The sequence below is a fragment of the Bradyrhizobium sp. AUGA SZCCT0105 genome (assembly GCF_018129565.1).
Taxonomy (GTDB): Bacteria; Pseudomonadota; Alphaproteobacteria; order Rhizobiales; family Xanthobacteraceae; genus Bradyrhizobium.
This window is the reverse complement of record NZ_JAFCMK010000005.1, coordinates 310,965-324,879: the sequence shown is the minus strand read 5'-3', so window position 1 is coordinate 324,879 and position 13,915 is coordinate 310,965. Positions and strand designations below refer to the sequence as shown.

Genomic DNA, 13,915 nt, shown 5'->3' with positions numbered 1-13,915 from the left:
TCCCGATAAGGCCACGGCGCTGCGGAGCATCGGCGGCGTGTCGCCGGTTCGGCCAACGACGCTCGACCGGGAGGTCGCACCGCCGCAATGCGCGCGCGGATTCAAAAGCCAGTCCAAAGCGTGCGCATTCAGTCCAATACGTTCGCAGGCCTGCCACGTAAGGTGCCGGGCGAGAGTTCTGTCACCCGGAACGCCGCGCGCCGCGCAGCCAGCTGCACATGGCAACCATTCATCCCGGACGACCCTTGTTATTTATCAGTTGATAATTAGCTGCCGATCGTGTTTGAAGTCAAGCGTCGGGTGCGGCGAACCGAAGCTGCGCGCCGACCAGCGAGGATTGCGGCCATGTCGACGTCTGCTCTCAGCACGGACCAACGGGTTCCTGAACTCACCCGCGCACGCACGTTTGCCATGGCGGTCTGTGCGGGCATCGCGGTCGCGAACATCTATTACAACCAGCCGCTGCTCGGCCTGATCGAAGCAAATTATCCGAGCTCCTCGGCGATCGGCCTGATACCCACGGCCACGCAGTTTGGCTACGCAGTCGGTCTCCTCCTGCTGGTCCCGTTGGGCGATCTCGTGGAGAGGCGGCGCCTCATCGCCGTGCAATTCGTCGTTCTGGCGGCAGCACTCGCCTTCGCTGCTGTGGCACCGACCACGCTCGCGTTGATCGCAGCCTCGCTGGTGCTAGGGGTAGCGGCCACGGTGGCGCAGCAGATCGTCCCGTTCGCCGCGACGCTCGCCGACGACAAGACGCGGGGCGCCGCGGTCGGAACGGTGGTGAGTGGAATCCTGGGCGGCATCCTCCTTAGCCGAACAATAGCCGGCTTCGTCGGATCGCATTTCGGATGGCGCGAGATGTTTTGGCTTGGTGTGCCTTTGGCGCTCGGCGCCGCCGCGCTGGTCCGCACGACCCTGCCCCGCCATCATCCGACCCAGAGCCTGGGATACGCAGCCGCGCTGCATTCGCTGGTGCATTTGCTGATCGAAGAACCGGCGCTTCGGCTGGCCGCTGCGACGCAAGCGATGCTGTTTGCCTCCTTCATCGCGTTCTGGACCGTCTTGTCCCTCCATCTGCAAGAGCCGGCGTTTGGTCTCGGCCCCGAGATCGCCGGCCTGTTTGGCGTCATCGGCGCGTCGGGGATCCTCGCTGCGCCGCTCGCCGGCCGAACGACCGACAAGCGCGGCCCTCATCTCGTGATCGCGGTCGCCGCCGCGATCTCGCTGTCCTCCTGGGCAGTGTTCGGGGGCTGGAACACCGTCGCCGGACTGACCGTCGGAGTGGTGCTGCTCGACGTCGGCGTGAACGCAGCGCTGGTGGCTAACCAGCACCTGATTTTCGCGCTCCGTCCCGAGGCGCGAAGCAGGCTGAACACGGTTTTCATGACGGCCATGTTTATCGGCGGATCGCTTGGATCCCTCGGCGCGAGCTGGGCCTATGCGCACGCGTCGTGGTTCGGCGTTTGCGGCTACGGCGCCGCACTTGCGGCCGCTGGCCTGCTCTTGCAGTTGCCGACACTGTTCGGCCGGAAGTCAGCGCATCACTGACCTCGCCAGGTCGAACGGACGCATTTGGAGATCGCAAGACATGCAAATCGCGGCCGTCGGAGGCTCCCTCGCGGGATTGTTCACCGCAACGCTGCTGGCCCAGGATGGACACGACGTCACGGTCTACGAGCGATCGGTCCATGGGCTCGAAGGGCGCGGAGCCGGCCTGCTGGGCAAGCGCGAAACCTTTGCCATTCTGCGCGCGGCCGGGTGCGAACATGTCGCACGCGTCGGAGTGGTCGCGCGGGAACGGATCGTGTTCGGCGACACGGGCCCGACCATCGATCAGAAGATGCCGCCCCAGATGCAGCTGTCGTGGGACTCCATCTATCGCGTGTTTCGAAAGCAGATCGCGGACAACTCGTACGTGCTTGACCGAAAGGTCGAACACCTTCGCGAAGAGGCCGAGCGGGTCGTCGTTCGCTTCGGCGACGGCAGCGAGACGGCGGCCGATCTCGTCATTGGCGCCGACGGCATCGCGTCCGTCGCGCGCGCCGCAGTCGACGGCCAGGCCGCGGCCAACGTCTACGCCGGCTATGTCGGGTGGCGCGGCCTTGTTCCGGAACTCGACCTGCCGGGCTTCGCGGCCAGCGACCTCCTCGAGCGCTTCGCATACTTCCGGATGCCGCATTCCCACGTGATCGGCTTCCTGGTCCCCGGACCGAACGGCGAAACCGAGCCCGGAGATCGCAGGTACAATTGGGTCTGGTATCGGCCGGCGATCGGACCGGCGGCGCGGGACGATGTGCTCACCGACCGCGAAGGCCGCATCCACCCATACTCGCTACCTCCGGGCGCGGTCTCCGCACACGCCCGCAACGGACTCGTCGAGGACGCCAAGCGATTGCTGCCGCGCTCCTTCGCTGCGGCGATCGAAGCGACACCCCAGCCGTTCGTGCAAGGGATCTTCGACTACGAAGCGGAGCGAATGACCTCGCGACTGATTGCGCTGGTAGGAGACGCGGCATTCGTCGTGCGGCCGCATACGGGGATGGGCATCGCAAAGGCGGCGGCTGACTCCATGGCGCTGCGACAGCACCTTGCATCGGCGCCGCTCGGCGAGGCGCTCCAGCGATATGACCGGGAACGCCGACAGGCAGGCGCCTCTATCGCCGCGTCCGGCCGCGAGCTGGGCGCGCACCTCGTGTGAGCCGCCAATTGTCGAAACGGCAAGTCAGGGAGAAGCAGATGGGCTGGCATCACGATCATGATTTCAGGGTGACGATCAGCGGCGGATCGGTCGCCGGGCTTTGCAATGCAATCACGCTTCGCAAGTTGGGCGCGACCGTCACCGTGCACGAGCGCGTGCCCGGTCCGATGCTGGCCCGAGGAGCGGGGATCGTCGTTCAGCGAGAACTGATCCAGTTGCTCGAGGAAAACGGTGCAGGTCCGCTCCCGTTCACGACCTGCCGCGGCCGGCGATATCTCGACCCGGACGGCGGCGATGGTGTTCTCCAGGACATGCCGCAGGAATTCACTTCCTGGGAAGCCATCCACAAGGCGCTGCGGGCAGCCGTTCCCGGTGAATGCTATCGGGCTGACTCCGAAGTGATGGCGGTGTCTCAGGCAGGCTCCAAGGTCTCTGCGACGCTTGGCGACGGCTCCGTCGTGGAAAGCGATCTGTTCGTGGCCGCCGACGGTTCGGGCTCGGCGGTCCGGCGTCAAATGCTTCCTGATGTCGAGGCGAGATACGCCGGTTATGTTGCCTGGAGAGGCACGCTAGATGAACGCAACGTGCCTTCCGATCTTCTCCCATTCTTCGATGATCGCTTCACCTTCTCGGAAGCCCGCAACGGCGGCCACATGCTGGCCTATTTCATCCCGGGACCCGACGGCGCCGTTACGGTCGGATCGCGTCGGCTCAACTGGGTCTGGTATGTGCACGTCGGTGTCGCCGAGCTCGCGACTGTGCTGACCGACAAGGATGGTACGCGGCATCGATCCTCGCTTCTGCGCGGCTCGGCATCTGCAAAAGCCGTTGCCGATCTGAGGGCCCGCGCGTTGCGCGAGATCCATCCAAAGATGGCCGCGCTGGTCGCAGAGACGCCGGATCCGTTCCTTCAGAGCATCCTCGACGTGACGGTGCCGAAGACCCTGTTCGGCCGCGTCCTGCTGACCGGCGACGCAGCTTTCGTGGTGCGGCCGCACACGGCCGGAGGGACCGCCAAGGCGGCCTACGAGGCCTCGGTTCTCGCACGCGCATTGAAATCGGCACGCGCCAATGTCGACGTCGCGCTTCAATCCACCGAACGGTTGCAGCTGGAATATGGCAACGCGCTCTACCAATACGGTCTTGCGCTCGGCAATCGCTGGTCACGCGATAGAAGCACCGACTAGCGAGTGCTCAGCCGGCACCCGCTCCGAACCGGTCGACGAGAAAATCGATGAAGAGCCGGACCTTGACGGCAAGATGTCGCGTCGGCGGATAGACCGCGTAAAGGGTGAGCGGCGGAGCCGAATAGTTCGCAAGGACGGCCTGGAGGCTGCCATTCTTCAGGGCCTCCGCCGCGATGAACTCCGGTATCAGCGCGATGCCCTTGCCCCTGACCGCCACGTCGCGCAGCACCTCTGCGTTGTTGACGCACAGCGACCACGCCGGCTGGATCCAATGGACGCCGTCGTCGCCTGTCAGCTTCCATTGATTGCCCGTCAGCAGGAAGCCGTAGGTCAGGGAGACGTGATCGCGCAGATCCTGCGGATGGAGCGGCGTACCATGACGCTTCAGATAGTCGGGCGATGCGCAGACCCGCCGCGGGACGGGGACGATCTTGCGCGCGATCAGGCTCGAGGATTCCAGTTCGGCAATGCGCAGTGTCACGTCGAAGCCGTCCTGAACAGGGTCCAGAAGATCGTCACTCAGCACGAGTTGAATCTGAAGGTCGGGATACTTCGTCATGAAATCGGCGAGCGCGGGCCCGAGGCGCATCGTGCCGAACGACATCGGCGCATTGACGCGCAACAGGCCGCGCGGCGCCGATTGCAACTGGGTGACCGCCTGATCCGCCGCATCGACATCCGAGAGGATGACGATGGCCCGCTCGAAATACATCTGGCCGTTTTCGGTCGGACTTGCGTGCCGGGTGGTGCGGTTCAGCAATTGCACCCCGAGGCTCTCCTCGAGATCGCCGACATATTTGCTGATCGCCGACCGCGAGAGCCGCATCTGGCGGCCGGCCTCGGCGAAGCTGCCGCTTTCGACGACCTTCACGAAGGCTCTCAGGCTCGCCAGCTTGTCCATCTACCCCTCAATTGTCGCCAAATCGTAGACATAGCTGCCATAAAACCATGAATTGTCCTCAGAACAAAGCCGTCCGATATGTATTCGCGAAACGAAGTTGCTCATTCGAGCTGGAGGAAGAACATGTCAGGACTTCATCACGTCACCGCCATCGCTGGTGACCCCATCAGGAATTTTGGCTTCTACACGCGGGATCTCGGCCTGCGGTTCGTCAAGCGGACGGTCAATTTCGACGATCCCGCCACCTATCACTTCTATTACGGCGACGAGACAGGCCGGCCCGGCACGATCCTGACGTTCTTTCCCTGGCAGGGCGTTCCTCCGGGCCGGAGGGGCGTTGGCGAAACCCACCAGACCGCCTTCCGCGTGCCGCAACGCTCGCTCGGCTACTGGACGCAGCGATTCCTTGAAAAGGGCATCCATTACGAAGCGCTGGAAAAGCGGTTCGGAGAATCGGTCCTGCCGTTCACGGATCCGGACGGTATGGCGCTGGCGCTCGTCGGCGTGCCGGGCGCCGAAGACGAGCCGGCCTGGAGCAATGGCGACGTTCCGGTCGAGCACGCGATCCGCGGCTTTCACGGCGTGACCCTGCTGCTCGATAGTGCCGGGAAGACCGCGGCGGTCCTGACTGACGTGTTCGGCTTCAAGGAGACGGCCCGAGAGGGCTCCGTGATCCGCTACAAGGCGGCCGGTGACGTCAACGGCAGCGTCGTCGACATCTATGAGGCGAAGGGATTCCTGCGCGGTCATCAAGGCGGCGGTTCGGTGCACCATATCGCCTTCCGCGCGGCCGACGACGGCGAGCAGGGCAGAATGGCGCAGCGGCTCGTAGACAATCACGGACTGCATCCGACCGAACAGAAGGACCGCAACTACTTCCGCTCGATCTACTTTCGTGAACCCGGCGGCGTGCTGTTCGAGATCGCGACCGACATCCCGGGCTTTGCCGTCGATGAGCCGGTGGAGACGCTCGGACGCGAGCTGAAGCTACCGGGCTTCCTCGAGTCGCATCGCAAGGAGATCGAAGGTGTCTTGCCGAAGCTGGAAGGAGCCGTGTCGTGACGGACGCCCCCTCATTCGTCTATCGTTTTGAGAAAGCCAGCAAAGCCGACGGGCCGCCGCTCCTGCTCCTGCACGGCACCGGCGGCGACGAGAACGATCTGCTGCAACTCGGCGCCATGATATCGCCGGGCTCGGCCCTGCTCTCGCCACGCGGGCGCGTCCTCGAACACGGCATGCCGCGCTTCTTCCGACGCCTGGCGGAAGGCGTGTTCGACGAACAAGACGTGCGCAAGCGCGCGCTCGAGCTTGGGGCATTCGTCGAAGACGCACGACGCCGCCATGGCATCGCGGCGCCGGTCGCCGTGGGATTTTCCAACGGCGCGAACATCGCCGCCGCGCTTCTCCTGATGAAGCCGGACGTTCTCGCCGGAGCAGTCCTGCTTCGGGCGATGGTGCCGCTGTCGGACCCGCCGAAAGCCAGGCTCGACGGCAAGCCGGTGCTCATCCTCTCGGGGCAGGCAGACCCGATCGTTCCGGCCAGCAATGCGGCCAGACTATCGGCCATGCTCGCGGACGCTGGAGCCAAGGTGACCCTCAGGACCCTGCCGGCTGGCCACCAACTGACGCAGGCGGACGTCAGTCTGGCGCGAGATTGGATAACCAGCGTCGATGCCCGGGTTGCCTAGCTTGATCCGAGCCGAACTGTCATCCCGGCAGTTCGGCTCGATTGCTGGGGGCGCGCGCGTCAGTCAACTTCGATCAGCTCGACCACACGCGCGGCAAAAAGCTCCTCCTGATCGAGCTCTCCTTCCAGCCTGTGCATGACGCTGTCGTGAATGCGCCCGGCGTTGAAGAGCTCCAGAAGCCTGTTGCGGCCGGCTTCCACCGCGATCAATACGGCACGGTAGTGCTGAAGCCTGCGTTCCTCATGGCCTCCCTTGGCGAGGGCATGGTCCTCGGCGACCGCAAGGCGATGTCCGTATTGTTCGACGAGTCGCGGGTGCGCGTGCTCGCCCTCGGCCCCGACAGAATGTGCGCGGATCGCATCGAACTGCGCACGGGCAATTTCGGCCCGGAGCACCTCTTCCGACAACGTCTCTTCACCGCGGAGCAGGAACTCCTTCCCCGCCAGCGTCTTCGCGACCGGACCGAGAGTAAGGCCAAGGACGACGATGGTCGCGGCGACGACGCAGAAGGTCACGAACAGGATGATGTCGCGGCCCGGAAAATGCTCCGGCAATGACAATGCGGCGGCGAGACTGACGACCCCGCGCATCCCGGCCCAGCTCATTACCAACGGAACGGCCAGCGGTGGATAGGGATCCCGCGCACGGAGCGACGGGATCAGTGCTCGCGGAATGTAGGCGGTCGGGAAAATCCACGCGAACCGGGCGAGCACCATCACTGCAAAGATCGTCGCGGCTGCCGGCGCAAGCGTGCGCACGATCCCCCAATCCGAGCCGAACCGGTGCAGAACGCCGCGAAGCGCCAACCCCACCAATACGAAGACCAGGGCCTCCATCACGAAGGTCACGACGGACCACACCGCCAGCGCCTGCACGCGGGACGCTGCGCTCAGGGCCTTGTGCTGCAGGCGTCCAAGGACGAGCCCGCACGCAACCGTCGAAAGCACGCCCGACACATGCAGGCGATCAGCCAGCAGATAGGCAGCCCAGGCGGACAGGAAGGTCCAGACCACGGTCAGCCTCGCATCGGTCAATCTTCCGGCGACGAAGGCGCAGATCCAGCCGAGCGCGAGACCGATCCCGATACCCACGGCCGAAACGTAGACGAAGCTTGCTGCGGCCGCCTCCGCGCTGAAGGCACCGGTCAGTGCGGCGGCGACTGCGAAACGAAAGAGTACGAGGCCCGATGCGTCGTTGATGAGGCTTTCGCCTTCGAGAAGGACAGCAATACGCGGCGGGACGTTGAGATGGTCGAGCACAGCCCGCGCCGCGACGGCGTCGGGCGGCGAAACGATTGCGCCAAGCGCAAAACACGCGGCCCAGGGCAATGCCGGGAAGAAGAAGTGCGTCACGACACCGACCAGCAGGGTCGTCAACACGACGGCTCCGACCGCCAACTGCAGGATGATCCTGAGATTGGCGCGAAAGTCAGGCCACACCGTGAAATAGGCGCCCGAGAGCAAGAGCGGCGGCAGAAACAGCACCATGACGAAGTCCGGGTCGAACTCTACCTCCGGAAGTCCCGGAACCAGGGCCAGCACAATGCCGGCCAGCACCAGCACCGACGCGGACGGCAGCCGCACGCGACGGGCCACCGTGTCGAGCACGACGGCAATCATCAGCAGCAGAAGGATGGTCTGGAAAGACTCGGCTGAACTCATCGCGCGCTAAGCCGTCTTTTCCGGTACAGGCTCGCCTCCCGCCAGGAACATCGCCGGCAACGCGAGAAGCGGAGGCAGGACGAAGCACCAGGTGCCGAACTTGGCATAAAGGCAGGCGCCGGCCGCGCACCCCAAGGCGAACGCAGCCACACTCGCCGACATCTTGCCCAAGCGGGGCTTGGCAACAGTCAGAACCGAGACCGGCGCGCGCCGCAGGACGTCAGCGACATCGATCATGATCTGGGTCGTCGTTCCCGTCATCAGAGTGCTGGGCGGGTCCGTCCCCATATGGATGCGATGGGCGGCGTTTTGGATTGCCATCGCGGCAACGAGAAGCATCCCGGTGACAATCGCCTGCCAGCTGTCTCCTTGCACAAACGGCCCGAAATGGACGGCCGCTGCACCACCTATCGCGAGAAGCAGCGTCTTGATCGCCAGCATCGAGCGGAGGATCGGCAGTCCCATGACGGGGAGATAGAAGCTGAAGATCCTCGTGACGATCACGACCGCGCAGAAGACGGGAAGCGCAAGCAGCTTGGCCAACGCCCCGGACGTCCCAAGCACGATGGCGGCACCGAACGTGACGAAGTTGCCGGTGACATGCGCCGTGAACAGCCCCTGAAGGGCGAGGAAGCCGGCCGTATCAACGAAGCCTGCGTTGAGGCTCATCAGCAGGGCAAGAAGGGAAATTGGCTTTGACATGCTACCAGCCGTATTGGAGTTGGACACCGATATAGTTGCTCGTGTGCCCGCCGGCGCCGAGGATCGTATTGCCGACGGCGAAGTGTACCGCTTCGATCGCGCCGGTGAGATGATCGTTGAAGGCGTAGTCGAGGCGCAACTGCCCGTACGCACCCGTCCACGCGCTTCCGGTTCCTGCCGTTCCCGCGACCGGCACGTTCGGCTGCACATAGATCGCATCAGCCGTCGTCTGACGCCACTGGAAGGCAACCGCCGCCATCACTTTGAGCCGATCCGTGGGATTGACGAAGATCGCAGGCTTGAGATGGATGAGATTGGTGTACCCCGTGTAGCCACCCAGCGTGAAATAGTAACCGTTCGGAAACAGCGGATTGAAGGTCTCGACCACACCGTCTCCCGGGTGGCGGTCGCCCGATGCCGCGTCAAGCTGCAGGCCGATACGCGGCTGCCATGTCACATCGGAAAATGTGTAGCCCGTCCGCGCACCGACCGCCCAGGCCCGCACGTCCGTGGTACCGACCTGGCCGGCCTGCCCCATCGCCTCGAGGTCCCAATCGAATCCGGCGCCCTTGCCTGCGAACCGTATGTCCAGGATATGCCGTTGCTCGTCGCCGCGCGCGTCGAGATATTTGGCGTCGCTGCGCTCATAAAGCGAATAATAGCCGGACAGCTCGTCGTTTCCGAATACCTTCCGTTCAACGCGCAGGGTGCTGAACTTGAAGCGGTCGTTCGACGTGTCGTCGAACGGACGCACGTCGAAATATTGCACGGGTCGGCTGACGAATCCGAGGATGCGCCAGGCACCGCTTTCCCAATCGGCCCAGATCGCGTCGAAGGATTGGCGCACGTTCGGTCCGTCCCGCGACGAAACGAAACGCTGCAGGTCGAACGCAAAATCCTGACGTCCGGCGCGCGCCTTGAAGGTGCCCGCCGCAGTGGTGTTGACATACTCGATGAATGCCAGTCGCAGATCGAGGCGGTCCTGATCGACCGAGGAGACGTTCAGCTTGTCGAAGGCACGATCGTCCTCAAGCTGGACGAACGCCCGCCAGTTCTCGTCGAAATGCACGTCGGCATGGACCTGAAGCCGTTGCAGGAGGTAGCTGTCCGCGGGGGTTTTGCTGGTTCCGAACGCCGCAGCACTGTTCGACTCGAAGCGCTCGCGCAACGTGGCCCCAAGAGAGACGTAGCTCTTCGGATCCGTGGCCCACAGGGGGATGTATTTGAGCCCGTCGAAAGCTTCGGTCCGCAACCTGGGATCGGCAAGCACCGACCAATCCTCGGCCCATCGGTTGGCCTGGATCGCAGGCCGCTTCGCGGTCGCGTCATCCCCATCTGCCGCAACGGCGGCATGGACCGATGACGCGATCGCCAGAAGGGGCAATAGCGTCCTGACAATTCGCATGTCGATCCATGCCGGCATAACGACCATTACTTCAAGGCGCGTTCAAGAGGCTGCTGGTCTGCACGAGCAGCATGTTTGGCGGGCGTCGCATGTACCTCCGCGATGTAACCGCCCGGAAACTGCACGATCGCCGCAGATCTTCCTTCGGATGTGTAGGGTTCGACAAGGACCGTGGCTCCGGCCGTCTTTGCCTTGGCAAGCGTCGCGTCGAGATCCGCCACCTCATAGCCGGTCGTCTCGCGGCCGTAGGGATAGGGCAGCTGACCGTCGGTCACGAGCACGACCATCTTGCCGAATGCCGATTCGATGCGAATCCTCTTGTAAGTCTGTCCCGTCTTGCCGATCTCGATCCCGGGGGCCTTCGCGGTCTGCGACACGACCTTCCCGTGCGAGAAGGCAAGGAAGCTCCGCACGAACGCATCCGCCCTGTCGGCCGAAACATACACCCGGTTCTCCGGGATCTTCTCGAAGGCGGCGTAGTTCGGCTTGGTCGTGTGCCAGTAGATCTGCATATTGACCCCGCCCGGCCACTGGATCACGGCGTCGCGCCCGATCGGATCCGGGAAGGTCGTGACGATCACGTCGGCGCCCGCCGCACGGGCGGTCTTGATCGCAACGTCGATGTCGCTGACCAGATATCCGTTCCGCTCAGTGCCGAACGGATACGGCACCGGCGTCTTGAAGCCGAACAGCGAGACGGTGCCGACCGGTGTCTGAAGCAGCTGCGAGGTCGTGCTGCTCGGCGTGGGTGTGACGGTCGCAACCACCTGCTTGGTGCTCTGACCGCCGAAAGTCGCCAGAAAGCTCGACACGAACTTGTCCACGTCATCAGGCGCGACATAGACATGCGTCGTGTCATATTGCGGCGCCACCGCAACCATCTCCGTGCCGGCTTTTCCCGCATCCCTGGCGACCGCTGGCGCCGCTGCGGCAATAGCCGCAACCGACAAGAGCAGGATCGATGCCGATAGCCGTTTCATGGACAACTCCTTGAGCGAGATTGGACTAGAATTCGCTGATTCGACGAGATTGCGTCTTTTCAGCGCAGATCGTCACGACGACAAGACCGGCGATGAGGCCGAGGTGTTCGAAGAACGCATTGATCGCCATGAACCGTTCGTGGCCGGCCGATAGCCAAAACGCATTGGCGGTCAGCATCGCCACGAAAGTCAAAACGCCAAGTCCGCCGGCGCCAAGCCAGACGAGCCGGTTGGCGATGACCAGCAGCGAACCGCCAAGCTCGACGACGATCGCCGCTACGGCCCACAGCCAAGCCGGCTGCAGACCAAAATGCGCCTGTTCGGCGACCGCTGCCGGAAAATCGGCGAGCTTCTGGATGCCGCCGATCAGGAAGGCGGAGACCAGCCCGCCCCTGGCGATCGGCAGCAGCCACGGCCAGGACAGGATGACTGCGATCCAGCGCGGCGTGCCGACCTTCGCAGGCATCTCAAACCGCCCAGCAGGCGCAGCCGAGCGCGCCCCAGAAGCTCTTGAGGTCCGCAACCGGCAGCTTGCCGGTCCAGGCGCGGGCATGGTCATGGCCGTGCACGCCGCAGCCACTGCTGCAACCGCACATCTGCATGGCGTTCGCCCGCACCGCCTTTGCCTTGCCGTCAGCTCCGAGCCAGTCGCCATAGCCGCCGAAGCTGCGCACTGGTGACCAATCCGGCATCGCCGGCGGCGGCGCGTTGGTGTCGAGCGCCTTGAAATCTCCGGCACCGTAAACGATACGGCCGCCGACCACCGTGAGGTCGCTCGACGTATCGGCGATCTCGGCCTCGCTGCACGAGAAATAGTCGCGATCCGGAACGATCAGATCGGCGAGCTGCCCGACCTCGATACGCCCCTTCTTGCCTTCCTCATTCGAGAACCAGGTGACATTCTCGGTCCACATCCGCAGCGCCGTCTCGCGGTCGAGGCAGTTGCGTGGCGGAGTGAGGCGCAAGCCGCCGACCGTCATGCCTGTCACGAGCCAGGCGAGCGAGACCCAGGGATTGTAGGATGCGACCCGGGTCGCATCGGTGCCCGCGGACACCTTGACGCCCTTGTCGAGCATTTTCTTCACCGGCGGCGTCGCTTCGGCGGCACCGTACCCATAGCGCTCGACGAAATACTCACCCTGATACGCCATGCGGTGCTGCACGGCGATGCCGCCGCCGAGCGCGGCGATGCGATCGATCGATTGGTCGGAAATCGTCTCGGCGTGATCGAAGAACCAGTGCAGGCCGTCCAGCGGCATGTCCTGGTTGACCTTCTCGAACACGTCGAGCGCGCGCGAGATCGTCTCGTCATAGGTCGCGTGCAGCCGCCACGGCCATTTGTTCTGGACGAGGATGCGAACGACGCCCTCGAGTTCGCCCTCCATCTCCGGCGGCATGTCCGGCCGGGCGACGCGGAAATCCTCGAAATCGGCGGCCGAGAACACCAGCATTTCGCCGGCGCCGTTGTGGCGGAAGTAATCGGTGCCCTGCTGGTATTTTGAGGTCCTGGTCCAGTTCAGGAAGTCGTCCTTCTCGCCCTTCGGCTTCTGGGTAAAGAGGTTATAGGCAAGCCGGATCGTGAGCTGCCCCTCGTCGGAGAGCTTCTCGATGACCGCATAGTCCTCCGGGTAGTTCTGGAAGCCGCCGCCGGCGTCGATCGCGCCGGTGACGCCGAGCCGGTTCAACTCGCGCATGAAGTGCCGGGTCGAATTGACCTGGTACTCGAACGGCAGCTTCGGGCCCTTCGCCAGCGTCGCATAGAGGATGTTGGCGTTCGGCTTGGCGAGCAGGAGCCCCGTCGGGTTGCCCTTCGCGTCGCGCGTGATCTCGCCGCCCGGAGGCTCCGGCGTATCCTTGGTGTAGCCGACGGCGCGCAGCGCTGCGGCATTGAGCATCGCGCGGTCGTAGAGATGGAGAATAAAGACCGGCGTATCCGGCGCGACCGCGTTGAGTTCGTCGATCGTCGGCAGGCGCCGCTCGGCGAACTGGTGCTCGGTGAATCCGCCGACGACACGCACCCATTGCGGCGGCGGCGTGATCGCGACCTGCTTCCGCAACATGGCCATCGCGTCGGCGAGCGACCACACGCCGTCCCAGCGCAGCTCCATGTTGAAGTTGAGCCCGCCGCGAATGATGTGCAGATGATTGTCGATCAGTCCGGGCAGGACGCGCCGTCCCTTCAGATCGATCACCCTGGTCGAGGGTCCGGCGAGCTTCATCACGTCGTGGTCGTGGCCGACCGCCGTGAAGCGCCCGTCCTTGATGGCGACGGCGCTGGCGGCCGGGTTGGAACGGTCGAGCGTGGTGAAAAGGCCGCGATGAAGAATCGTATCAGGAGCGCTCATGACGCCTTCTCCGCAACATCTGTGGTTGTCTTGACTTCTTCGGCGTGCCGCCCGGGCAGCAGGCCGAACATGTGAGGCGCGCATTTCGCCTGCCGCCACGCGGCGGCAAGACCCTCGCCGACGACGATCTGCCTGGCGACCGGAACGATCTGCTCGCCGACGAGGATGCCGAGCAGACCGACCAGAGCCACCAAAGGAGGAGCGGGCGAACGTACGTTGAGAAGGCTGTAGATGATGCCGACCAGCAGGCCGGCGCCAAGGGACAGAATGTAGATCTTCATCGCACCCCTCTCGGAGGATGGAGGGAGAAATCAGGCGGCTTAAGGCGCGATGAGATCAGGTCATCGC

Annotated in this window: 13 protein-coding genes; 5 read left to right on the top strand and 8 right to left on the bottom strand. The window is 64.2% G+C overall.

The genetic code is table 11. From position 1 onward, the window contains the following. The first annotated feature begins 345 nt into the window (after positions 1-345). The 3 genes from JQ573_RS24560 to JQ573_RS24550 are packed head-to-tail and all read left to right on the top strand — an operon-like array spanning position 346 to position 3,885. Entirely contained in the window at positions 346-1,548 is a 1,203-nt protein-coding gene (locus JQ573_RS24560; RefSeq protein WP_212315888.1) for an MFS transporter, read from the top strand. Positions 1,549-1,588: 40 nt separating this feature from the next. Next, positions 1,589-2,698, top strand: coding sequence for an FAD-dependent monooxygenase (locus JQ573_RS24555; protein WP_212315889.1), 1,110 nt, complete (start codon positions 1,589-1,591; stop codon positions 2,696-2,698). Positions 2,699-2,736: 38 nt separating this feature from the next. Beyond that, on the top strand, positions 2,737-3,885 hold the full coding sequence (locus JQ573_RS24550; protein WP_212315890.1) for a hypothetical protein: 1,149 nt from the start codon (positions 2,737-2,739) through the stop codon (positions 3,883-3,885). A 7-nt stretch (positions 3,886-3,892) separates the two neighbouring features. Here JQ573_RS24550 and JQ573_RS24545 read toward each other — a convergent pair whose 3' ends face one another. Further along, entirely contained in the window at positions 3,893-4,786 is an 894-nt protein-coding gene (locus tag JQ573_RS24545; protein WP_212315891.1) for a LysR family transcriptional regulator, read from the bottom strand. Positions 4,787-4,909: 123 nt separating this feature from the next. Between JQ573_RS24545 and JQ573_RS24540 the strand changes: the two genes are divergently transcribed. Both JQ573_RS24540 and JQ573_RS24535 read left to right on the top strand, forming a co-directional pair. Continuing rightward, positions 4,910-5,848: a ring-cleaving dioxygenase gene (locus JQ573_RS24540; protein ID WP_212315893.1), complete on the top strand. Its 939-nt coding sequence runs from the start codon at positions 4,910-4,912 to the stop codon at positions 5,846-5,848. Then, complete coding sequence (locus JQ573_RS24535) at positions 5,845-6,474, top strand: alpha/beta hydrolase (RefSeq protein ID WP_212315895.1); 630 nt, start codon at positions 5,845-5,847, stop codon at positions 6,472-6,474. The genes JQ573_RS24540 and JQ573_RS24535 overlap by 4 nt, the downstream gene beginning before the upstream one ends. Positions 6,475-6,533: 59 nt before the next feature. Here JQ573_RS24535 and JQ573_RS24530 read toward each other — a convergent pair whose 3' ends face one another. Genes JQ573_RS24530 through JQ573_RS24500 form a run of 7 tightly spaced genes read right to left on the bottom strand, consistent with a single transcriptional unit; the run spans position 6,534 to position 13,848 of the window. Beyond that, positions 6,534-8,135 carry a Na+/H+ antiporter gene (locus tag JQ573_RS24530; RefSeq protein ID WP_212315897.1) on the bottom strand — a complete coding sequence of 534 codons (1,602 nt, stop codon included), beginning with the start codon at positions 8,133-8,135 and terminating at the stop codon, positions 6,534-6,536. Positions 8,136-8,141: 6 nt separating this feature from the next. Then, complete coding sequence (locus JQ573_RS24525) at positions 8,142-8,837, bottom strand: YoaK family protein (protein ID WP_212315899.1); 696 nt, start codon at positions 8,835-8,837, stop codon at positions 8,142-8,144. Position 8,838: 1 nt separating this feature from the next. Continuing rightward, on the bottom strand, positions 8,839-10,242 hold the full coding sequence (locus JQ573_RS24520; RefSeq protein ID WP_249132240.1) for an alginate export family protein: 1,404 nt from the start codon (positions 10,240-10,242) through the stop codon (positions 8,839-8,841). A gap of 26 nt (positions 10,243-10,268) precedes the next feature. Continuing rightward, on the bottom strand, positions 10,269-11,222 hold the full coding sequence (locus JQ573_RS24515; RefSeq protein WP_212315902.1) for a VOC family protein: 954 nt from the start codon (positions 11,220-11,222) through the stop codon (positions 10,269-10,271). 25 nt (positions 11,223-11,247) lie between these two features. After that, positions 11,248-11,688 (bottom strand): DoxX family protein, encoded by a 441-nt coding sequence (locus JQ573_RS24510; RefSeq protein WP_212315904.1) that lies wholly within the window; start codon positions 11,686-11,688, stop codon positions 11,248-11,250. 1 nt (position 11,689) lies between these two features. Then, a complete protein-coding gene (locus JQ573_RS24505) occupies positions 11,690-13,567 on the bottom strand; it encodes an amidohydrolase (protein WP_212315906.1) in 1,878 nt (625 codons plus the stop codon). Further along, on the bottom strand, positions 13,564-13,848 hold the full coding sequence (locus JQ573_RS24500) for a XapX domain-containing protein (protein WP_212315908.1): 285 nt from the start codon (positions 13,846-13,848) through the stop codon (positions 13,564-13,566). The genes JQ573_RS24505 and JQ573_RS24500 overlap by 4 nt, the downstream gene beginning before the upstream one ends. Positions 13,849-13,915 lie beyond the last annotated feature (67 nt).

Bases quoted from the DNA above. Each gene is read 5' to 3' on its own strand.
- JQ573_RS24560 (WP_212315888.1), top strand. From the start codon at position 346: ATGTCGACGTCTGCTCTCAGCACGGACCAACGGGTTCCTGAACTCACC.
- JQ573_RS24555 (WP_212315889.1), top strand. From the start codon at position 1,589: ATGCAAATCGCGGCCGTCGGAGGCTCCCTCGCGGGATTGTTCACCGCA.
- JQ573_RS24550 (WP_212315890.1), top strand. From the start codon at position 2,737: ATGGGCTGGCATCACGATCATGATTTCAGGGTGACGATCAGCGGCGGA.
- JQ573_RS24545 (WP_212315891.1), bottom strand. From the start codon at position 4,786: ATGGACAAGCTGGCGAGCCTGAGAGCCTTCGTGAAGGTCGTCGAAAGC.
- JQ573_RS24540 (WP_212315893.1), top strand. From the start codon at position 4,910: ATGTCAGGACTTCATCACGTCACCGCCATCGCTGGTGACCCCATCAGG.
- JQ573_RS24530 (WP_212315897.1), bottom strand. From the start codon at position 8,135: ATGAGTTCAGCCGAGTCTTTCCAGACCATCCTTCTGCTGCTGATGATT.
- JQ573_RS24525 (WP_212315899.1), bottom strand. From the start codon at position 8,837: ATGTCAAAGCCAATTTCCCTTCTTGCCCTGCTGATGAGCCTCAACGCA.
- JQ573_RS24520 (WP_249132240.1), bottom strand. From the start codon at position 10,242: ATGCGAATTGTCAGGACGCTATTGCCCCTTCTGGCGATCGCGTCATCG.
- JQ573_RS24515 (WP_212315902.1), bottom strand. From the start codon at position 11,222: ATGAAACGGCTATCGGCATCGATCCTGCTCTTGTCGGTTGCGGCTATT.
- JQ573_RS24510 (WP_212315904.1), bottom strand. From the start codon at position 11,688: ATGCCTGCGAAGGTCGGCACGCCGCGCTGGATCGCAGTCATCCTGTCC.
- JQ573_RS24505 (WP_212315906.1), bottom strand. From the start codon at position 13,567: ATGAGCGCTCCTGATACGATTCTTCATCGCGGCCTTTTCACCACGCTC.
- JQ573_RS24500 (WP_212315908.1), bottom strand. From the start codon at position 13,848: ATGAAGATCTACATTCTGTCCCTTGGCGCCGGCCTGCTGGTCGGCATC.